The organism is Devosia sp. LC5 (assembly GCF_000735585.1).
Lineage (GTDB): Bacteria > Pseudomonadota > Alphaproteobacteria > Rhizobiales > Devosiaceae > Devosia.
The window spans coordinates 26,324-46,493 of sequence record NZ_JNNO01000034.1; the positions used below are offsets into that span (position 1 = coordinate 26,324).

The following is a 20,170-nucleotide window of genomic DNA, read 5'->3' on the forward strand; positions in this document are numbered from 1 at the left end:
GACTCCCATCCATAATCGATTTATTTAACGCATATGTTAATTAATGGATACGTTAAATGCAGCCTGATCCCCTAAGCACGACGCTGGCCGCCCTGGCGGACCCGACCCGCCGCGCCATCCTGGCCCGGCTCGGGCAGGGCGAAGCCAATGTCAATGAATTGGCCGAGCCCTTCGATATCAGCCTGCCGGCCATTTCCCGCCATCTCAAGGTGCTCGAAAATGCGGGCCTCGTCTCGCGCGGCCGCACCGCGCAATGGCGGCCCGTCCGCCTCGAAGGCGCCCCCCTGCGCGATCTTGCCAGCTGGCTCGAACACTATCGCAAATTCTGGGACGAGGGCTTCGACAAGATGGATGCCCTCATCAAGGATCTCACCAAAGGACAGCCCGATGCAGCCAAAAACTGAAGCCATGACCGAAAACGAACTCTTCATCGACCGCACTTTTGCCGCGCCGGCTGCATTGGTGTTTCGCCTCTGGAGCGATGCGGAATTGCTCAAGCGCTGGTTCGGCCCCAAGGATTTTACCTGCCCCAGCTACACGCTCGATTTCCGCGTCGGCGGCGCCTATCGCGGCATGATCCGCTCGGCGCAATATCCCGATGGCTGGTTCGGCGGCACGTTCAAGCAGATCGTGCCCGATCGAAAAATCGTCATGAGCTTCGCCTGGGAACAAGGCTCGGGCCAGACCGATCTTACCGACATCACCATCACGCTCGATGAGGCCGGTAGCGTCACCAGCCAGCGCTTCCACCAGGCCCCGTTCGCCTCGATGGCCGAGCGCGACAGCCATCTGAGCGGCTGGAGCGAATGCCTCGACAAGCAGGTGAGCTACCTGCGCGACAATCCCGCCTGAGGAGAGCAATTCATGCGACAGACCCATCACGGCTCCTGCCATTGCGGCGCCGTCAGCTTCGAAGCCGATGTCGATCTCAGCGCCGAATCCCGCCGCTGCAACTGCACCTATTGCGCCAAGACGCGCTATTGGAAGAGCTTTGTCGGCGTCGACGACATTCGCCTGCTGGCCGGTGCCGAAAGCCTGGCCGATTACCGCGCCCCGGATTCGCTCTGGCCGCCCGATCATATCCATCACCATTTCTGCAAGACCTGCGGCGTGCAGCTCTATTCGCGCGGCTTTCTCGAGCAGATGGGCGGCTGGTTCTACGCGCTCAACATCGCCGTGCTCGACGGCGTATCACCGCAGGATTTTGCCAAAGTGCCGATCACCTATGAAAACGGCGTCCAGGATAAGCAGATGGAGCCGCCGGAGGTCACGTCTTACCTCTGAGGAGGACCTGTGGCCCGCCGGCCACACCTGCCCGCCATCTCCATTCCCCACCAGGAACCAAGTCTTTCAGGCCCCCGTTTAATCCAGCACGGGGCGGTAACCGCGCGGGGCCTCCCAGTCTCGCGCTTCCGCAATAAGTGGCTTGTCCACTTCCTTGAAAGGATCAGAGCAATGAAACAGCTTCTTTTGGCTAGTGTGGCCGCGTTGGCGCTCGGCATTGCCATGCCGGGCTTTGCCCAGGATACGCTGATCGGCCCCGAAGATGATGTGCAAGCCGGCGCCACGATCGGCGCGAGCGGTGGCGGAATAGCCGGCGCGACCGTTGGCGCCGTAGTGGCCGGCCCGCTGGGCGCCGCCATTGGCGGTTTTGCCGGGGCCACTTTGGGCGCCGCGGCGGGTATCGAGACTTCGGTAATCGACTATGCCGGTGCCCACCCGGTCGAACCCATCTATCTCGAAGGCGCGCTCGATATCGGCTATGTGCTGCCACCCGATGTGGTGATCTACCCGGTCGAGACCGATCCCTCCTATGGCTATATCTATGCCAATGACCGCGTCTGGATCGTTGATCTGCAAAGCCGCGCCTTGGTGCAATCGCCCGGCTACGTGGTGACCCAGAATTATCTCGATTACGCCATCGCCAACCCGATCGATCCGGTGTCGCTCGAAGCCGACGTGGTCGTGGGCTATGTGCTGCCGCCCGATGTCGCACTGACCCCGGTGCCCCAATCGAGTTATTCCTATGTCTATATCGAGGGCCGCCCGGCCCTCGTTGAAAGCACCAGCCGTGCCGTGGTCTGGATCAACTAGTCCCGGCGCCGCAAGAGTATTCCTCCCTCTTGAGGGCGGGATGGGGTGGAAGTTCCGTAGTCACGCCCGCCCCGAAGCCGCCCGGTTCACCCGGGCGGCTTTGCTTTGACCGCTTGAACAGTTTGGGCAATATTGCCGGACGAGGTCGGAGGGGCGCATGGCCGATATTCTGGACTATTGTGTGGGGCTCAAGCAGGTCAGCTTCAAACCCGGCCAGCTCATGCTGCCCGAGGGCGAGCGGCTGGGCCGGCTTTATGTGCTGGTCGAGGGGCAGGTGGAGGTGATCCGCGAGCGCACTCAGGTCACCCATGTCGATGAGCCAGGCTCGATTTTCGGAGAAATGGCGGTGCTGCTCGACATGCCCCATTCGGCCAGCGTCAAGGCGCTCTCCGCCGTCACGGCCTATGAAATTCCCGACGCACTGACCTTTCTCGATAGCCGCCCCGAATTCTCCCTCCACATTGCCACCATGCTGGCCCGGCGGCTTTATTATACCACCTCCTATCTGGTCGATCTGCAGCAGCAGGCCGCCGGCAAGCGGCAGGATCTCGACCTGGTCGACCAGATCCTGGCGTCCCTGGTCGAACCCGCCGATCACAAGAGCAAAGTCGCACGATGAATAAACCCGCCCTCACCATCACCTATTGCACCCAGTGCAATTGGCTGCTCCGCTCGGCCTGGATGGCCTCCGAAGTGCTCTCCACCTTCAGCCTTGAAATGGGCGCGGTGACGCTGGTGCCCGGCACGGGTGGCATTTTCGAGATCAGCCTCGATGGCGAATTGATCTGGGAGCGCAAGCGCGATGGCGGCTTCCCCGACGTCAAGCAACTCAAGCAAATGGTGCGCGACCGCATCGATCCCGAGCGCGATCTGGGCCATATCGACCGAACCCATACGGGCTGATCCGCGGGGACTTTCTTTTCTGATATCTTGGGTTAATCTTGCTCATTGCAAAGCGACGCGCCGTCGCGTCGCTCCTTGAGGGAGAGCCAAGCGTCATGGCGCATAAGTTCAAGATCACTGCCGCCAAGAATGGCGAGTTTACCGCCAAGTTCGTCTACAATAGCGAAACCATGGTCTGGTCGGAAAACTACAAGTCCAAGGCCAGCGCGCAGAACTGCATTGAATCCATCAAGAAGAATGCGCCTTCCGCCGCCATTGTCGACCTGACCAAGGGCGAAGAGGGCAAGGGCTACCGCTTTGAAATCGCCGCCTCCAAGGACGGCCAGACCTTTGTGCGTTTCGTCGCCGCCAATAACGAAACCATGGTGCGCTCGGAAACCTATAAATCCAAATCCAGCGCCAAGAACTGCATCAAATCCGTCCAGGAACGCGGGCCCAAGGCCGAGACCGTCGACGAGGCGTAGGGCCCGGCTCTAACGTCGTTCCACCCACAATGTCATTCCGGCGCAGGCCGGAATCCATGCTGAAGGCTATCCCCGCGCTGGATATGCGTGGATGGCCACGGACCTGGATTCCGGCCTGCGCCGGAATGACTCCGTGGTTGAACGGGCAAAAACAAATACTTCCCGCCACGCCACCCGCCCGCAAAACCCCATTCCCAAGCCCCGGCTACCCGGTCTAGTCTTGCCACCAAATCGTTCCGGGAGAATGCCGCCTCATGTCATCCATCCTCAAGCTGCTCGCCACCGCCGCGGCCTCGCTGGCCTTCGGCGCCGTTTCGGTCCAGGCCCAGGATGCCCTGCCCGACCTTGGCGGCCGCACCATCGTCGCGGTCACCGAAAACGCCTATGTGCCGCTCAATTTCGCCGATCCGAACACCGGCGAGGGCATCGGGCTTGAATATGACCTGTTCAACGAGATCGCCAAGCGCCTCAATGCCAAGGTCGATTGGCAGCTCTCCAGCTGGGACGTGATGATCCAGGCGGTGCGCGACGGGCAATTCGAAGTGGGCATGGATGGCATTACCATCAATGAGGAACGCGCCGAGTTGATCGATTTCTCCGACGCCTATCTCACCAGCGAGCAATATATGCTGGTGCGAGCCGACGAGACCCGCTTCACCGAGGCCGAGAGCTTTGCCAGCGATCCCAATCTGCTGATCGGCGCCCAGGCCGGCACCACCAATTTCTATGTCGCAGTCTATAACGTGCTTGATGGCGAAGAAAGCAATCCGCGCATCAAGCTGTTCGACACGTTTGGCACGTCGGTGTCGGCGCTGCAGGCTGGTGATGTCGATACCGTGCTGATGGACCAGACCTCGGCCAATGGCTATATCGGGGCCAATCCGGGCGCCTTCAAAGTCATCGGCGGCCCGCTCGGCGCCGAGGATTTCGGCTTCATCCTGACCCAGGGCTCCGATCTGCTCGAGCCCATCAACGCCGCCATCGCCGCCATCAAGGCCGATGGCACCATGGAAAAATTCCAGCAGAAGTGGTTCTACGAATACAGCGCCGCCCAGTAAGCGGTTTGGCTCATCGACGATGCGGCCTCCCTCGTTATGCGAGACAAGGCAATCCCCTATGCATTGATCCAGGTGCTTTATCGTCCGCTCGCCCCTCTGGGGAGAGGGCCAGGGTGAGGGGTGCGATGCTGGGATATCTGCTGATGGTGCAGCATCGCACCCCTCACCCGGCGCTGCACGCCAGCCCCTCCCCTGAGGGGCGAGGTGATCTGAGCCACATGCCAAGCGCGGTGCAGCGCCGAAGCGCGGCTGCCACCATGAAGACACCATGACCTATTCCCCCCGCCGCCCCTCCATCCTCGCCCGCACGCCCTGGTGGCTGCTTGCCATTGCCCTGCTCTTCGTGCTCGGCTTGTGGGCCATGACCGCCAATGCCGGCTATGCCGTCATCTTCCGCGCGCTGTCGGGCGGCATAACCACCACGCTCTGGGTCACCGGCGTCGCCTTCACCGCCGCCACCATTCTTGGCCTGCTCGTCGCCCTCGCCCGTACCTCCACCAACCGCGTGCTGCGCGAACTCGCCACCTTCTATGTCGAGATCATCCGCGGCATTCCCGTATTGGTCTTTCTGTTCTACGTCGCCTTTGTCGGTGCACCCGGCATGGTCGCCGCCATCAATTGGCTGCTGCAGCCCATTGGCGGCACGATCACCATCCGCCAGTTCGATTTCGCCTGGCGGGCCATCGTGGCGCTCACCATCTGCTATTCCGCCTTCATTGCCGAAATCTTCCGTGCCGGCATCGAGGCGGTCAATTCCGGCCAGGTCGAGGCCGCACGTGCGCTGGGCCTGTCGCGCTGGCATTGCTTCCGCTTCATCATCGCCCCCCAAGCCCTGCGCACCATCCTGCCCCCGCTGGGCAATGACTTCGTCTCCATGGTCAAGGATTCGGCCCTGGTCTCGGCTCTGGGCGTGCAGGACATTACCCAATTGGGCAAAGTCTATTCCTCCAGCACCTTCCTGTTTTTCGAAACCTATAATGTAGTGGCCTTCCTCTATCTCACCATGACCATTTCCCTGTCGCTATTGGTCCGCCTGCTGGAAAACCGCCTGCGCAACGAACGGCGCTGAAGCGCAGCGGTCTTGGTTTCCGTCTTCTGGCGAGCAGGATGACGGGCTCACCTCGCCCCTCAGGGGAGAGGGGACGATTGAGCCCGCGAAGCGGTACATATGATCAACCGGGGGAGAGGCCTCTTCACCACCACTTGCCGAGCGCGGCAAACTCCCCCACTTATAACCCGCAACCCACGGAGACCCGCGCATGAACCGTCTCGCCGCCCTCGCTCTCGCCGCCTTCGCTGCGGTTTCCCTCGCTGCCTGTGGCGACAATCGCACCGTGGGCTCGGTCGGCGTCGACTGGACCGGCAATGACATCGCCATCGATGCGCTGGCCGATCCGGGCGTGGATGGCGTGGTCTGCCACCTGGCCTATTTCAACCGCTCCTTCATCGATCGCATCAGTCAGGGCAATTGGTTCGAGGCCCCCTCCTATTCCGCGCTCGATTGCTCGGTGGTCGGCCCGCTGACCATTGGCAATATTTCCCTGCGCCCCGGGGGCGAGGAAATCTTCCGTGAAGGGCGCTCGCTGATCTGGAAGTCGCTCCGCGTCACCCGCATTTATGATGCGGCCAACAATGCGCTGATCTATCTCGGCCATGCCCGCGAATTGCAGCAGGGTTCGGGCAAGATGAGCCTCTCGGTCATCCCGCTCAATGGCGAGGCCGTGACCTGGAGCAATGGCGAGCCGGCCCCTGCCACCACCCCGGCCACGGTCAATACGCAATAATAGAGCCTTCCCAAGTAGACCTCATGGTGAGCCTGTCGAACCGCGAGGGCGTGGCATGCAAGCCTCCACCCGCTCGACCTGGTCCTTCGACAAGCTCAGGATGAGGTCCAGTGCTTTCTGCCCCCATCCTGCTGCATGCCATCCCATTGGAACGCCATGGCGTTCCGTCGGGCGACAACATAAAAAGATTTCGCGCCGCTCCGCTTCTATCGGCGGTCTGCAATACGATACTCTTTGCCTAACCAGACGATCACCGGTTCAGGCGCACAAGGATCAAAAATGGCCATTCTGATTGGCGATACCGCCCCCGATTTCACCCTCGAATCCACCGAGGGCAATATCCACTTCCACGATTATATCGATGGCTCCTGGGCCGTGCTGTTCAGCCATCCCAAGAATTTCACTCCGGTCTGCACCACCGAATTGGGCTATACGGCCAAGCTCAAGCCAGAGTTTGAAAAGCGCGGCGTCAGGGCGCTGGGCCTGTCGGTCGATAAGCTCGAGGATCATGCCGGCTGGGCCAAGGATATCGAGGAAACCCAGGGCACCGCGCTCAATTTCCCACTGCTGGCTGACACCAAGGGCGAGGTCGCCCGCCTCTACGACATGATCCATCCCAATGCCGACAATACGCTGACCGTGCGCAGCCTGTTCGTCATCGGGCCGGACAAGAAGGTCAAGCTCAAGATCGAATACCCGGCCTCCACCGGCCGCAATTTCGATGAAGTCCTGCGCGTCATCGATAGCCTCCAGCTCACCGCCAAGCACCAGGTCGCCACCCCGGTCAATTGGAAGCAGGGCGAGGATGTCATCATCGTTCCCGCCGTTTCCAACGAAGCCGCCAAGGCCAAGTACCCCGAAGGCTGGACGGAACTGAAGCCCTATCTGCGCATTGTTCCCCAGCCCCGCGGGTAGCGGAACAATATCCCGCGCTCAGAGCGGGTTGCCTCGCGCGCCAATGCGCGCGCTCGTTTTCTCCCTGACAACTGGGCGGCACCAACCTGCCGCCCTTTTCTTTTGGGTGGCGTGAGCTGATGTGCGGGGGAGCGGATTGGTGCCAAGGCCCAAAACGGCACAGAACCTGCCTTTTTCTCGCCCGATTTGCTGCTGTTCTGCCTTTTGATCTCCCGAATTCTTGCCGGAACCTTCGTAAAAACGCGATTGTTTGGCATATGGTATGGAACCGTGACCATTAGGCCACAGCGGGCAAGATGAATCCTGTACTGGCCGGAATCCTCGACTTGCGTTTTCTCAGATTGGCGAATCGAGGATTCATTTCCTGCAATCGCAGTGCCAATCTTGCTAATTGGGCGGCAATGCCGCCCCCGATTTTGCGGCATATGCGCAACAGCAGGTGCTTTGAGTCCAGTCATGGCGTTGCCGCCCACATTATGGCCGGGCAAGGCCATTAATCGATTGCTCACCGTAACTATGTGAGTTTCTCAGCTTGATTAGAAAAGTCGTTTCCGCCGCCGCAATTGCTGCAGCATTGCTCTCGCTTTCCACTGCAGCCTATGCCCAATGCGGCGGCGCTTCCTGGTATGGCCCTGGCTTCAATGGCAAAAAGGCCGCATCGGGTGAGACCTTCAACGAAAACGCCATGACGGCGGCCCATCGCTCCCTTCCCTTCGGCACCAAGCTGCGCGTAACCGACCAGCGCACCGGCCGGCAAATCCAGGTGACCATCAACGATCGTGGCCCGTTTATCGGCGGCCGCATCATCGATCTGTCCAAGGCCGCTGCCGGCCAGCTCGGTTTCCGCAATCGCGGCGTCACTTCGGTGTGCATCGAGCAGATCTGATCGAGAAGTAATTTTCCGTGAGACGGGCCGCCCGGCTGGAGCGGCCCGTTTTTTATGCCGAGCGCAGGCCGAGCGCGTCGATGGCCGCCACCTGGTCGGCCTCAAGCGGGCCGGCCCGCTCCGCTGCAAGCGCCTGTTCCAGTTCGGCGACGGTTTTGACGCCCAGCACCAGCGTATCGACGCCCTCGATGCCCAAGGCATAGCGATGGGCGATAATAGCGGGGTCCTCGCCCCATTGCCGGCAGAGCGCGCGATAGGGCGCGGCGCGGTCGAAGTCATTGCCGGTGGCGCGCTGATCCTCGGGGATCTTGCGGTCAAGGCCCGCGGTCAGCGCGCCGGCTTGCACGGCGCGCACGCCCATGACCCCGACCCCATTGGCCCTGGCGGCGGCGATGATGTCGCGGGGCCGCCCGGGCGTGCCGGTGCCGTTCATTTCCCCGGCGCTATCCATCAGGTTGGCGATGGCCTGCAAAGCGGCGGGGCGGGGGGCGGAAGAAATCGCGTCGATGGTCGCCCCGGTATGATTGAAACCGGTAATGCCCCAACTGGCGATCAGCCCGTCTGCGACCAATCGCTCGAAGGCGGGGACGACCGCGTCGCGATAAAGGCTGAGGCTGGTGGAGCGTTCGTCGCGCGGCCGATCATTGTTGGGATAGACGAAATCGTCGGGGCGGATTTCGGTGTGCAGCAGCATCATGTCGGCTTGGCTGATGCGCATGGCGGCAAGGCTGGCTTCCAGCGAAGCGCGCAGGCGGGGATAGACTTCGGCGGCGGGCGGATTGCCCGCGCCATATTTGGTGGTGATGCGCACGCCTTGCGGGATGCGACCCTCAAAGGCTTTGGCGATCATCGCCTCGCAGGTCTTGTAGCCGGGTGCGGTGTCGATGAGATCGATGCCCGCCTCGACCGCGCGATGCAGGGTGCCGATGGCGTCCTCTTCCGAGGCGGGACCCCAGACCATGCCGATACCGCCGCCGCCCAGCGTGAGGCGGCTGACCTTTCCGAATGGGCCCAGGATATTCTGTTGCATTGTGGTGCTCCGTTTCTAACGATCAGGCGAAGGCCGGCTCGGCCATCTCATCCAGAATATTGGCAATCTCGGCCATGGTGGTGGCGGGGAGCGGACCCTGGTCCAGGGCGCCCAGATTGTCGCGCACCTGGGCTTCCGATTTAAAGCCCGGAATGGGGATTGTGTGCGGCGAGCGGGCCAGAATCCAGCCCAGTGCGCCTTGTGCCGGGCTGCGCCCGCCGGTGGTGAGCAATTCGCGGATGGCCTCGATTCGGGCCAGCGCCTCGGGCAGCGGCTTGCCATCTTTGAAGAAGCGCACCCATTCGTGCCCGGCGCCGCGCACGTCCGAGCTTGGCAGCACCGAAGCGGCAGTGAATTTGCCCGTCAGCATGCCCATGGCCAGAGGTGAGCGATTGAGACTGGCCAGGTTCTGTTCAGCGCAGAGCTTGAGCATGTCGGGCCCGTCCCTGAACACGCTCAATTCCTGCTGCACGGCAGCAAAATGGGGGAATTTGACCATGCGGGCGGCCGATGCGGCATTGTCGGTGCTCCAGCCCCAGGCGCGGATCTGGCCGCTCTCGGCGAGCTGTTCCAGCGCTTCGCCGGCGGCATCGGCTGCAGCATCAGCCAGGTCGCCGACATGGATCTGCAGCAGGTCGATATAGTCGGTGCCCAGCCGGGCCAGCGATTGGGTGCAGGCCCATTGCACATAGGCCGGGCTCACATCGGTGGCCAGCAGCGCCTTGGCCCTGGGGTCATAAGTATAGCCGAACTTGGTGGCGATGACGGCATCGCTGCGGCGCCCGGCCAAAGCCCGTCCAAGCACGCTCTCGCTATGCCCGGTGCCATAGGCATCGGCGGTGTCGAACAGGGCCGCGCCCAGTTCGAGCGCCACCTGGATGGCGCGGATCGATTGGGCGTCATCGATATCGCCCCAGCCATCGGGTTTGCCATTGAGCAGGAAGGGGCCGCCAATGGCCCAGCAGCCCATGCCGATGGCGCTGGCCTTGATGCCGGAGCGGCCGATGGAGCGGAATCTGGAAAAGGTCATGGTGAGGATGTCCTAGTGGCTGGCGTGATTGCGGACGAAATCGGAGAGGCAGTCGCGGCTGGCGCCCAGATCGGCGAGCTGACGGTCATCCATGCTGCGCAGGATGCGCAGGGCGACGTGGTCCTGCCAGACGGCGTGGACCCGGCGAAACAGGTTTTGCAGCATTGCAGTGTTCCTTGAGGCAAAGCCGAACCCCGCGCCGGTAGCATGGCCACCGGCTTTGCAGATTTGGCTGTTTTGATTTCCGTTCGGCGCCTGTCGCGGTGCCGTCGCAGCCATACTTGCGCAAATTTGCGGCGTGCCGCTATGCTCAAGAACGCAAGACACTTTGCAGAAATGAAAAATGGATTTCAGCTGGGACGATCTGAGGCTGTTTCTGGACGTGGCGCGGCTGGGCGGGCTGAGCGCGGCTACCGCCACGACGGGCCTGAGCGCCGCCACTTTGGGCCGCCGCATCACCGCGCTCGAACGCCAATTGGGCGAGCCGCTGTTTGCGCGGTCCCAAACCGGTTATCGCCTGACCCCGCCCGGCGAGGCGCTGCTGGCCCGCGCCGAGGACGTCGAGACCGCGATGCTCTCGCTCAAGCGCTGGAAGGAGGGGGCAATCGGCGAGCGGGTGGTGCGCGTCTCGGCCGGCGCCTGGACCTCCGCCTTTCTTGCCTCCCATATCGGAGCGTTGTGGAGCGTGGATGACCGCTTCGGGCTCGAACTGGTCACTGCCAATGAAAAGGTCGATATCGGCCGGCGCAATGCCGATCTGGGCATTCGCAACCAGCGTCCCTCCGAGCAATGGCTGGCGGGACGGTTGATCGGCAAGGTGGCCTATGGCCTCTACTCAGGCCTCAACCTGGTCAATGGCATTGCCGCCGGATATTTCGTCGGCATTGCCGGCGATGGCGCCCAGACCCAATCGGCCCGCTGGATGCAGGCGCGCCATGGCGATCGCATCGCCGTGCGCGGTAATGATTCGATGAGCGTGCGCGAATTGGTGGCGGCAGGGGCCGGGCTTTCGGTATTTCCGTGCTTCGTGGGTGATAGCGACCCAAGGCTGATCCGCGTGGCGCCGCTGATCGCCGAACTCGAAACCGACCAATGGCTGGTCAGCCATCATGAGGAACGTCATACCCCCGCCGTGCGTGCGGTGGCCGATCGCATCGGCAAGCTGATGGGCGAGCATGGGGCGCTGTTCCGGGGCGAGCGGCCGGGACATTAGGCGCCGCCGTGATCGAGTTGCAACGATACAATTAAGTAGCTAAAGCGCTTGCAGGCCCTATTTTACTCCTCGGCGAAATGGACTAGCGTGCGCCTCGCTTCTGTTTGCGAGTAGCTTTTATTATGAGATTCGGCATTGAGCTGCCGCCCCAGATCAAGGTCTATGGGGCGTTCTTTGTTTATTCATTTTGCATGGGGAGCCTTTATCCCCGCCTGCCCGATATCCAGCACGCCATGGGCGTGGGCGAAGGCGCTCTCGGGTTTGCGCTGATCGGGGCGGCCCTGGGCACGCTGATCTCGCTGACCTTTGCCAGCCCGATCATCGAGCGTATCGGCTATCGCCGCACGCTGCTGACGGCTTTGCCGACGCTGGCGGTGTTTTACGCCATCGCCGTCTGGGCGCAGACGCCGCTGACGCTGTTCCTGCTGCTGATGCCGGTGGGCATAACCATCGGCGCCATCGAGATCATCATCAATCTTGAGGCCGACCGGGTCGAGCATGCCATTGGCCGGCGCATCATGAACCGCTCGCATGCCTTCTGGAGTTTCGGTTTTTTCAGCGCCGGAATGGTGGGGGCCTTCATCGCCCAGACCGGCCTGTCCGCCCAGATGCACCTGGCCATCATGGTGCCTGTTGTCGCCATCGCTACATTGCTGATTCTGGGCCGGTTTCAGCCAGCCGAGCATCGCAGCGGCGGCAATACCGATGCGGCGCCGCGCTTTGCCCGCCCGACCCTGGCTATTCTCGTGCTGGTGACGGTTTGCCTGTCGGCCATGATCATGGAGGGCGCCGGTATCGACTGGTCGGCCATCTATATGCGCGACGTGTTTGGCGCCGCCCCGTTCTGGGCCGGTTTTGCCGTGGCCCTGGGCGCCGGCACGCAGGCGGTGACACGGTTCTTCGCCGATAGTTTTGTCGAACGCTGGAGCCCGGTCATCGTCGCGCGGACCCTGTTGACCATTCTGGGCATCGGCACGCTGCTGGTCTTCTTCACCTCCGCGCAATGGGCGGCTTATCTGGGCCTGGCGCTGATGGGGGTGGGCACCAGCGCCATCTTCCCGCTGGCCATGTCGGCGGCAGCGCAGCGCACCGACCGGCCTGCCGCCGTCAATGTGGCGGCGCTGGCGCAGATTTCCTTTGTATCATTCCTGTTGGGACCGCCGCTGCTGGGCTATATCGCCGAGCATCTCGGCATTCGCTGGGCCTTTGGCGTGGGGCTGCCGCTCGTCGCGTTGAGCCTGTTCGCCGCCTCTGCCCTGGGCCCCAAACCTGTCAGATCGACCGTGACCCCATGAATATTGCACCGCAATACCGCATTTATGCGGGTTTTTTCCTGTTTGCCATAACCACCGGCGCCTTGATGGCGCGCCTGCCCGATATCCAGACCCATCTGGGGGTGTCGGAAAGCCAATTGGGCCTCACCATGATCGGCATGTCGCTCGGCTCGCTGATCTCGCTGACCTTTGCCTCCCCGCTAATCGAAAAAGTCGGGCCGCGCATGACAGCTTTGGTCACCGTGCTGGGTCCGTCATTGCTCTTCGCACTGATCCCCTGGTTGCCGGTGGCGCCGGCCGTGTTCGTCGTGATGTTCTTCACCGGGCTGTTGTCCGGCGCGCTCGAAATCAATCTCAACGTGGAAACGGACCGGCTCGAAACGGCCAGCGGCAAGCGCTACATGAACCGCGCGCATGGCTTTTGGAGCGTCGGCTTCTTCGTCACAGCGCTGTTCGGTGCCATGATCCGCCAGTCCGGGCTCAGCGTCCAATGGCATATGGCGATCATTGCAGCGATCGTCGTGCTAGTGGGCGGCTATATGTTTTTCGGCATGGTGCCGGCGCCCAAGCCCAAGGGGCAGAGCCACGATGCCGGCGCACACCGCATCGCCTTTCCCAATTGGGGCCTGGTGCCGCTCTGCATTATCGGCTTTGCCGCCTTCCTCGTCGAAGGCGCGGGCATCGACTGGTCGGCCATCTATATGCGCGATGTCTTCTCGGCCGAACCCTTTGTGGGCGGCATGGGGCTGACGCTCTTTGCCTTCTTCATGGCGGCCATGCGGCTCACCGCCGACCCGGTCGTCTCCCGCTATGGTCCGCGCAATGTAGCCATGGTGCTGCTGGTGCTGGCGGCGATCGGCGTGCTGATGGTGGGCATGGCGCCCCAGACCTGGGTGGCTTTGGCCGGTTTCTCGCTGATGGGCATTGGCTGCTCGGCGGTCTATCCGCTGGCCGTTTCGGCGGCCGCGCAGCGCACCGACCGGCCGGCCGCGGTCAATGTCGCAGCGCTTGGCCAGGTGAGCTTTGTCGTCTTCTTCCTGGCGCCACCGCTGTTGGGTTTCGTTGCCGAATATCTGGGCATCCGCAACTCTTACCTGATCTGCCTGCCGCTGCTGGTGGCCGGACTCTGGGCGGCGAGCTTCGCGCTGGGCAATCGCAAGGTGGAAGAACCGCACGGCCTGCCGCCCGAGCCGGTGCCGCCGCATGGCTGAGCTGCCGCCCATTATCGACCTGCGCCAATCGGCCACCGCGCTGCGCGTGCAGCGCGGGGTGATGCGGCTGCTGCGCGAAACCTATGACATGGCCTGCTATGCCGAGGTAACCTTGCGCAGCGGCAGGCGGGCCGATGTGCTGGGCGTGGGACCGAAAGGCGAGATCTGGATCGTTGAGATCAAGTCGAGCCTGCTCGATTTTCAGGTCGACAAGAAGTGGCATGAATATCGGGAATTTTCCGACCGGTTCTTCTTCGCTAAGCCGACGGAACTGGACGCCGGGATTTTCCCCGAAAGCGAAGGGTTGATCGTGGCCGATGGGCATGATGGCGCGATCCTGCGCGACAGCCCCGACACGCCCATGGCCCCGGCCCGGCGCAAGGCGCTGATGCTCAAACTGGCGCGGCTGGGAGCGGACCGGATCCATATGTTGATGGATCCGGGTCCGAAATAGGTCGATAGACCGTGGCTTGCCGTTCTTGCAGTAGACCTCATCCTGAGCCTGTCGAAGGACGAGGTCGTGACGGGATGGTGGGCACGACCTCGTGGTTCGACAGGCTCACCATGAGGTCTACTGGGGACGCTACCCCGCCATCGTTTCGCTGAGCCTGCGTCGCCGGATCAGCGGCTCGATGCTTATATTCGGATGCGCGACGGCCTTGCCGTCCACCGATAGACCAGCATTCCAATCCAGCCCGATCGTGCCGACCGGCAGGCCCTTAAGGGTCAGATGGCGGCCGTCAAGGCTGAGGTCGAGCCCGGCAATGCGCTGGGCGAAGGCATGGATATCGTCGCCTTCGGCGGCCAGGGCCATCCAGCCTATCATCTTGCCATAACAGCGGTATTCACGACCGGCGCTGGGGCCCTTGGTGACCGGCTCGAGTGGGGCGGTGGCTTTGTAGGCCAGGAGACCATTGCCTGAGCGCAGGATCAGGGCGCCGTCGATCAGATGTGCTTCCACCCCAGCCTGCGAGACATAGGCATGGGTGAAATCCAGGCGCGGATTGCTGCCCAGGTCGTAGAGCAAGAGGGCAACGTTTTCGTGCTGGGCGGCGCGGGGGAGGACGCCATTGCCGGCCCAATAGGAGGGGCGCTGGCTGCCCCAGGGATCGTCTTCGCCGGGATGGTTGATCCAGCTGCGGGCCAGCGGATGGGCGGAGAACAGCACGTCGATCACATGCTGCTGGTGGCCGTAGCCGCCCGGCTTGGCGCCGGCATTGCTCGATAGCTGCACGGCGGGGGTCTTGAACAGGCTTAGATGGGCGGCGTGGTCATAGCCCTGGGTGTAATGGGCGGTGATGGCCTGGCCCGGCTCGGGCCAGGCCAGACTGCCCAGCTCGGGCGGCGGCAGATAATTACCGGCGGCAAAAAACGGGAGCGAGGCGACGCCCTGATTGAGCCAGCCTTTGCCAAAGGCGACGGTAGCGAAGGGGGCAAGTTCGGTCAGCGGACCGGCGCGCAATTCCTTGTCATAGGCGCGGCCCATGCTGCCGGCGGAAACGCCGCCAAGGGTATGCAGCGCCATCATGGTAAAGATGCGGTCGGTGACGCGGCGGGCGCGGATGGCAATGTCGGCGGGGGCGAAGTCGATCAAGGCCAAGAGACCGATGAAATCGACCGGGTAATAGGCCGATGAATTCCATTCGGCCAGCCCTTCGGCCTCGACCGCATCGAACCACAAATGCAGTCGCTCGGCGGCGAGCTTGGCTTGTTCGCTTCCGTTGCGGTTGGCGGCGGTGAAGAGGCTGTCGGGGAAGAGCTGGCCAGCCATCAGTTGGGAGACGTGGAAGCACAAAGCGTGGTTCTCGCTCCAGAACCACATGACGTCATTGCCCGGCTCATCCACCCAATAGCGGAAATTGAGCAGGGCCGTCTTGGTGCGGGCGCGCAGGTCGGTGGGGAACTGGGCGGCATATCGCGCAAAGGCCCAGAGCAGCGGCACGCTGACGAAATCGGCGCAGTCCCAACGCTCCTCGATAATGCTCAGCGTTTCCTCGATAATGTCGCGGAAGCGCTGGTCAGCTGGCTGGCCCGACGCCAGCATGGCAAGGGCGGTGCCCATGCGCATCTCGCCTTCGTTTGCACTATGCAGCAGGGCCTCGCGCTTGCGCTCGGCAATGTCGGCATGACGCGGCTGGGGGGCAATATCATAGATGATTGCGCAGGCGATCCGGCGGGCAACGCGTGTATCGTCGAGGATGAAGGTCAGGTCGATAATGTGGTAGCCGTCGGGCAATTCATCGCCGCGGCAGAGGGTGACTTTTGTCTCGCCCGCGTTCAGCGTGACCGTGCGATCAAGCATGGTGTGTTTGGCATGCGAGGTCGAGCCGACCTTGGCGTGGATGGCGACGGAAAGGCTTGCGGGGGTGTCGAATTCGAGCACCAGCGGGTCGTTGGAGCCGGTAAATTCCCCGGCTGGCCGGACTTCTGCGGCCAATGCCTTGAGACTATCGAGGTGGGCATCGGCCGGGGCGCCTGGCAGGAAGACGGCGAGGGGGACGTCGTCGAGCAGGGTGAGCTCGAAGAACCAATTGGTGTCGCGCTCGGCCATGTCTTCGGTCAAAACGACGATGTCGCTGCCAGCCGCTTTGATGGGCAGGTGGACGACGCTTTGCTCGGTGGAATTGCGGGTAAAGGGTTCAAAACGCGCAGCTATTTCGCCATCGACCCAGATATGCACGCCCCCCCGCGTCGAGAGGCGGAACGAGCAATAGCGGTCGATCGGGGCGCTCAGACTGGTGCGGCACCAGCGGGCCAAACGGGTCGGGGTGAAGCGGAACTGGCTGAATTCGACGCGGCGATTGGCGCCGGGCAGGTAGAGGCTCTCCACGGGCCAAGAGGTGTCGAGTGTGACATTTCGCGTGGCGATGTCGCGCCAGGTGGCGACGCGGCAGGGTAGGTCGCCAACGTCGACGAAGCCATTGATATATTTGTAGTTTTGCTTGTCTTCAGCGGGCGCCGGAATGCCCGGAAAGGGCGTGGCCATGACTGGCGACAGGGCCCAGGCGGCAAGGCTATCGCCACGGTTGAGGATGAGAAGCGGTTTTGACATGGGACCCGATTTGGTTAGCAGACTGTTAACGTTGAGCGGCCGCAACGGCGCCAGTCAGGCTCAATTCGGCGGCAAATGACACCGCACCTGGCGGCCCGATGGCAGGGCGCGCAAAGCCGGCTCTTCACTGGCGCAACGCTCCTGCGCATAGGGGCAGCGCGGGTGGAACAGGCACCCCGAAGGCGGATTGGCGGCATTGGCGATTTCGCCCTTGAGCGGCACGCGTTTGCGGGTGCGGTTGCCGCGCGGATCGGGTTGCGGCACGGCCGCCATCAGCGCTTCGGTATAGGGATGGAGCGGCTTGCTGAAGAGATCGTGCGTCGGCGCGATCTCCATGATGCGGCCCAGATACATGACGCCGATCCGGTCGGCGATATGCTCCACCATGCCCAGGTCGTGGGTGATGAACAAATAGGTGAGGCCGAACTGCTCCTGCAAATCTTGCAGCAGGTTGATGTTCTGGGCAGCCACCGACACGTCGAGCGCCGAAACGGCTTCGTCCGCGGCAATGAAACTGGGATTGAGCGCGAGAGCCCGGGCAATGCCGATGCGCTGGCGCTGGCCGCCGGAAAAGGCATGCGGATAGCGGGTGAGGAATTCCGGACGCAGGCCGACCACGCTCAAAAGTTCGGCCACCCGGTCGCGGATTTGTGCCTGGCTGCCCACGCCATGGATCACCATGGGCTCGCCCACCAGTTCGAGCAGGGTCATGCGCGGATTGAGCGAGGAATAGGGGTCCTGGAAAATCATTTGCATTTCCTGGCGCATTTCGCGCATGCCCCGCTCGGAGAGGCCCGAAATGTCGACCACTTCGCCGGAAGCGCGGCGGAACAGGATTTGCCCATCGGTGAGGCTATAGGCGCGCAGCATCAGTCTTGCGACGGTGGATTTGCCCGAGCCGCTTTCCCCGACCAGGCCAAAGGTTTCGCCCTTTTTGATATCGAGGGAAACGTCGTCAATGGCCTTGATGTCCCCGACATGGCGTTTGCGCCAGCCGGCATGGATGGGGAAATATTTCTTGAGCCCGCGCACCGAGATCAGCGTGTCATCGGCAAGGGTCAGGCCGGGATCAGACATGGGCTGGCTCCTGCTGTTCGGTTTGGGCGAATTGCTCGGCAATATGGCAGCGCGACATCTGGCTGCCAAAGCGCAGTTCGGGCGGCACTTGGGTGTCGCAGAGACCCGGCACGGCATGGATGCAGCGCGGGTTGAAGGCGCAGCCATTGGGCACGCTGAACGGATCGGGCACCATGCCCGGAATGGTGGGCAGGCGCCGGCCCTGATCCACCCCAAGGCGCGGAATGGAGCGCAGCAGCGCCTGGGTATAGGGATGCTTGGGGGCGTAGAAAATGTCGTCGACATCGGCGGTTTCGACAATGCGGCCCAGATACATCACCGAGACCCGGTCGGCGATATCAGCCACGACGCCGAAATTGTGGGTGATGAAGACGATGGCCATGCCCAGCTCGGATTTGAGCTCCTTGAGCAATTCGATGATCTGGGCTTCGGTGGTGACGTCGAGCGCGGTGGTGGGCTCGTCGGCAATCAGCAGGCTGGGATCACACGAAATGGCCAGCGCAATCATGGCGCGCTGGCGCATGCCGCCCGAGAGCTGGTGGGGATAGGCATCGACCAATTGGGCGGGGCGCGGCATCTGCACTTTGGCCAAAAGCTCGACGGCGCGGGCGCGGGCATCGGCCTTGCTCAGCCCCTTGTGCAATTGCACGGTGCGCATGATCTGGGTGCCGATGGTGTGGACCGGGGAGAGCGCGGTCATCGGCTCCTGAAAGATCATGCCGATATGATTGCCGCGCACCTTGCGCACGGCGCGGCTATTGCGGTCGAGCGCGGAGAGCTCGAACTCTTCCCCGGTGCGGGGACGCAGGCGAATGCTGCCGCCGGTCTCTTTGGCATTCTTGGGCAGCAAGCGCATGATGGCGCGGGCGGTGATGGATTTGCCCGACCCGCTCTCGCCGACAATCCCCAGCACTTCGCCCTTGTTGACATGGTAGGACACGCCGTTGACGGCCTTGACCAGGCCCTCGCGCATGGGGAACTGCACCTGCACATTGTCCAGTTCGAGCAGCCGGTTTTCAGGCATGGAATTGGTCATGATGCTATTGCCCATAGGGGTCGGCCGCGTCGCGCAGGCCATCGCCGAGGAAATTGAAGGCCAGCACGGTGAGCACCACCGCCAGGCCCGGCGAAAGCAGCCAGGGCGCCATCGAGATCGAGCGCAGGTTTTGCGCATCCTGCAGCAGCACGCCCCAGCTGACGACGGGGGGACGCAGGCCCAGGCCCAGGAAGCTGAGCGCGGTTTCGCCCAGGATCATTTCGGGCACGGCGAGCGTCAGCGCCGCGATGATATAGGAGGTCATCGAGGGCAGCATATGCTTGGTGATGATGCGGTATTCCGAAGCGCCGGCGAGGCGGGCCGCCATCACGAAATCCTCGTTGCGGATGGCCATGAATTGCCCGCGCACCACGCGCGCCAGATGGGTCCAGCCGATCAGCGCCAGGATCAATGTAATCAGCACATAGACAAAGATGGGGTCCCAGGCGATGGGCAGAGCCGCGGCCAGACCCATCCAGAGCGGGATGGTGGGAATGGAGCGGATGAATTCCATGAGGCGCTGGATGGAAGAATCGATCCAGCCGCCGAAATAGCCCGAGATCGAACCCAGGGTGAGGCCGAGCACGAAGGCAAAGACCACCCCGACGAGGCCCGCCGACAGCGTCACGCGGCCGCCATGCATGAGGCGGGAAAAGACATCACGACCCAGATCGTCAGTGCCGAGCAGGTTGATCTGCTCGCGGCGATCGTCGACGCCGAAGAGGTGGATATTGGACTTGAACAGGCCCAGGAAATTGTAGTCGTCGCTCTGGTAGAAGAACTGGATCGGCAGCACCGTTTCGGGATCGGCCTCGTAGAGCACGCGGGCGGTATTGGGATCGCGTTCTCGCGACAGACCATAGACGAAGGGGCCGACGAACTGGCCTTCGTGGAACAGGTGAATGCCGGTCGGCGGGGCGAGGGTGCGCAGGCGCTGCACCTTGAACGGATCATAGGGCGCCACCTGATCGGCAAAGATGGCGGTCAGCGCCAGCAGGATCAGGAACCACAGCGAGACGACGGCGAGCATATGCTTGGAAAAGCGGCGCCACACCAATTGCCAGGGCTTGGCGGTGAACAGGTCTTCCTTGTGGTCGCGGACTTTGGGGGCTTCGAGGGCGGAATCGGTCACGGGCGCACTCC

22 protein-coding genes and 2 pseudogenes are annotated in these 20,170 nt (G+C 62.7%); 17 read left to right on the forward strand and 7 right to left on the reverse strand.

Annotated features, from left to right (window positions below):
- Positions 1-56: 56 nt before the first annotated feature.
- From FF80_RS14710 to FF80_RS14765, 13 genes and pseudogenes are all read left to right on the forward strand, one after another.
- Positions 57-404: a metalloregulator ArsR/SmtB family transcription factor gene (locus tag FF80_RS14710; protein ID WP_035101999.1), complete on the forward strand. Its 348-nt coding sequence runs from the start codon at positions 57-59 to the stop codon at positions 402-404.
- The gene (locus FF80_RS14715) at positions 388-852 is read left to right on the forward strand and encodes an SRPBCC domain-containing protein (RefSeq protein ID WP_035102002.1); all 465 of its coding nucleotides are present in this window, start codon (positions 388-390) and stop codon (positions 850-852) included. Before FF80_RS14710 ends, FF80_RS14715 begins: the two co-directional genes overlap by 17 nt.
- A gap of 12 nt (positions 853-864) precedes the next feature.
- Positions 865-1,284, forward strand: coding sequence for a GFA family protein (locus FF80_RS14720; RefSeq protein WP_035102004.1), 420 nt, complete (start codon positions 865-867; stop codon positions 1,282-1,284).
- A 171-nt stretch (positions 1,285-1,455) separates the two neighbouring features.
- Positions 1,456-2,094: a DUF1236 domain-containing protein gene (locus FF80_RS21060; RefSeq protein WP_052153618.1), complete on the forward strand. Its 639-nt coding sequence runs from the start codon at positions 1,456-1,458 to the stop codon at positions 2,092-2,094.
- Positions 2,095-2,251: 157 nt separating this feature from the next.
- On the forward strand, positions 2,252-2,713 hold the full coding sequence (locus FF80_RS14730; RefSeq protein WP_035102007.1) for a Crp/Fnr family transcriptional regulator: 462 nt from the start codon (positions 2,252-2,254) through the stop codon (positions 2,711-2,713).
- Complete coding sequence (locus FF80_RS14735) at positions 2,710-2,997, forward strand: SelT/SelW/SelH family protein (RefSeq protein WP_035102009.1); 288 nt, start codon at positions 2,710-2,712, stop codon at positions 2,995-2,997. The genes FF80_RS14730 and FF80_RS14735 overlap by 4 nt, the downstream gene beginning before the upstream one ends.
- Positions 2,998-3,092: 95 nt before the next feature.
- Positions 3,093-3,266, forward strand: a pseudogene (locus FF80_RS22240) (DUF1508 domain-containing protein); the annotation flags it as partial.
- A gap of 57 nt (positions 3,267-3,323) precedes the next feature.
- A pseudogene (locus tag FF80_RS22355) lies at positions 3,324-3,461 on the forward strand (YegP family protein); the annotation flags it as partial.
- Between the two features lie 254 nt (positions 3,462-3,715).
- Positions 3,716-4,519 carry a transporter substrate-binding domain-containing protein gene (locus FF80_RS14745; RefSeq protein WP_035102014.1) on the forward strand — a complete coding sequence of 268 codons (804 nt, stop codon included), beginning with the start codon at positions 3,716-3,718 and terminating at the stop codon, positions 4,517-4,519.
- 268 nt (positions 4,520-4,787) lie between these two features.
- Positions 4,788-5,588, forward strand: coding sequence for an amino acid ABC transporter permease (locus FF80_RS14750; protein WP_035102016.1), 801 nt, complete (start codon positions 4,788-4,790; stop codon positions 5,586-5,588).
- Positions 5,589-5,778: 190 nt separating this feature from the next.
- The gene (locus tag FF80_RS14755) at positions 5,779-6,303 is read left to right on the forward strand and encodes a CreA family protein (RefSeq protein ID WP_035102018.1); all 525 of its coding nucleotides are present in this window, start codon (positions 5,779-5,781) and stop codon (positions 6,301-6,303) included.
- Between the two features lie 279 nt (positions 6,304-6,582).
- Positions 6,583-7,218: a peroxiredoxin gene (locus FF80_RS14760; RefSeq protein WP_035102021.1), complete on the forward strand. Its 636-nt coding sequence runs from the start codon at positions 6,583-6,585 to the stop codon at positions 7,216-7,218.
- A gap of 532 nt (positions 7,219-7,750) precedes the next feature.
- Positions 7,751-8,104, forward strand: coding sequence for a septal ring lytic transglycosylase RlpA family protein (locus FF80_RS14765; RefSeq protein ID WP_035102023.1), 354 nt, complete (start codon positions 7,751-7,753; stop codon positions 8,102-8,104).
- 52 nt (positions 8,105-8,156) lie between these two features.
- Here the strand turns inward: FF80_RS14765 and FF80_RS14770 are convergent, their stop codons facing one another.
- Genes FF80_RS14770 through FF80_RS21700 form a run of 3 tightly spaced genes read right to left on the reverse strand, consistent with a single transcriptional unit; the run spans position 8,157 to position 10,329 of the window.
- The gene (locus FF80_RS14770; RefSeq protein WP_035102025.1) at positions 8,157-9,134 is read right to left on the reverse strand and encodes an aldo/keto reductase; all 978 of its coding nucleotides are present in this window, start codon (positions 9,132-9,134) and stop codon (positions 8,157-8,159) included.
- Between the two features lie 22 nt (positions 9,135-9,156).
- Positions 9,157-10,164, reverse strand: a complete 1,008-nt coding sequence (locus FF80_RS14775; protein ID WP_035102026.1) for an aldo/keto reductase — start codon at positions 10,162-10,164, stop codon at positions 9,157-9,159.
- 12 nt (positions 10,165-10,176) lie between these two features.
- Positions 10,177-10,329 carry a DUF1127 domain-containing protein gene (locus tag FF80_RS21700; RefSeq protein ID WP_152558394.1) on the reverse strand — a complete coding sequence of 51 codons (153 nt, stop codon included), beginning with the start codon at positions 10,327-10,329 and terminating at the stop codon, positions 10,177-10,179.
- Between the two features lie 178 nt (positions 10,330-10,507).
- Here FF80_RS21700 and FF80_RS14780 point away from each other — a divergent pair, with 178 nt between their 5' ends.
- The 4 genes from FF80_RS14780 to FF80_RS14795 all read left to right on the forward strand — a co-directional run bounded on the left by FF80_RS14780 (position 10,508) and on the right by FF80_RS14795 (position 14,316).
- Positions 10,508-11,377, forward strand: a complete 870-nt coding sequence (locus tag FF80_RS14780; RefSeq protein ID WP_035102029.1) for a LysR family transcriptional regulator — start codon at positions 10,508-10,510, stop codon at positions 11,375-11,377.
- A 122-nt stretch (positions 11,378-11,499) separates the two neighbouring features.
- Positions 11,500-12,672 (forward strand): MFS transporter, encoded by a 1,173-nt coding sequence (locus tag FF80_RS14785; RefSeq protein WP_035102030.1) that lies wholly within the window; start codon positions 11,500-11,502, stop codon positions 12,670-12,672.
- Entirely contained in the window at positions 12,669-13,862 is a 1,194-nt protein-coding gene (locus FF80_RS14790) for an MFS transporter (RefSeq protein WP_052153619.1), read from the forward strand. The genes FF80_RS14785 and FF80_RS14790 overlap by 4 nt, the downstream gene beginning before the upstream one ends.
- Complete coding sequence (locus FF80_RS14795; RefSeq protein ID WP_035102031.1) at positions 13,855-14,316, forward strand: MmcB family DNA repair protein; 462 nt, start codon at positions 13,855-13,857, stop codon at positions 14,314-14,316. Before FF80_RS14790 ends, FF80_RS14795 begins: the two co-directional genes overlap by 8 nt.
- Positions 14,317-14,445: 129 nt before the next feature.
- Here FF80_RS14795 and FF80_RS14800 read toward each other — a convergent pair whose 3' ends face one another.
- Genes FF80_RS14800 through FF80_RS14815 form a run of 4 tightly spaced genes read right to left on the reverse strand, consistent with a single transcriptional unit; the run spans position 14,446 to position 20,159 of the window.
- The gene (locus FF80_RS14800) at positions 14,446-16,914 is read right to left on the reverse strand and encodes a hypothetical protein (RefSeq protein ID WP_052153620.1); all 2,469 of its coding nucleotides are present in this window, start codon (positions 16,912-16,914) and stop codon (positions 14,446-14,448) included.
- 60 nt (positions 16,915-16,974) lie between these two features.
- Positions 16,975-17,991, reverse strand: coding sequence for an ABC transporter ATP-binding protein (locus tag FF80_RS14805; protein WP_035102033.1), 1,017 nt, complete (start codon positions 17,989-17,991; stop codon positions 16,975-16,977).
- The gene (locus tag FF80_RS14810) at positions 17,984-19,027 is read right to left on the reverse strand and encodes an ABC transporter ATP-binding protein (protein WP_200877213.1); all 1,044 of its coding nucleotides are present in this window, start codon (positions 19,025-19,027) and stop codon (positions 17,984-17,986) included. The genes FF80_RS14805 and FF80_RS14810 overlap by 8 nt, the downstream gene beginning before the upstream one ends.
- 4 nt (positions 19,028-19,031) lie before the next feature.
- The gene (locus tag FF80_RS14815) at positions 19,032-20,159 is read right to left on the reverse strand and encodes an ABC transporter permease (RefSeq protein ID WP_052153621.1); all 1,128 of its coding nucleotides are present in this window, start codon (positions 20,157-20,159) and stop codon (positions 19,032-19,034) included.
- Between the last annotated feature and the right edge of the window lie 11 nt (positions 20,160-20,170).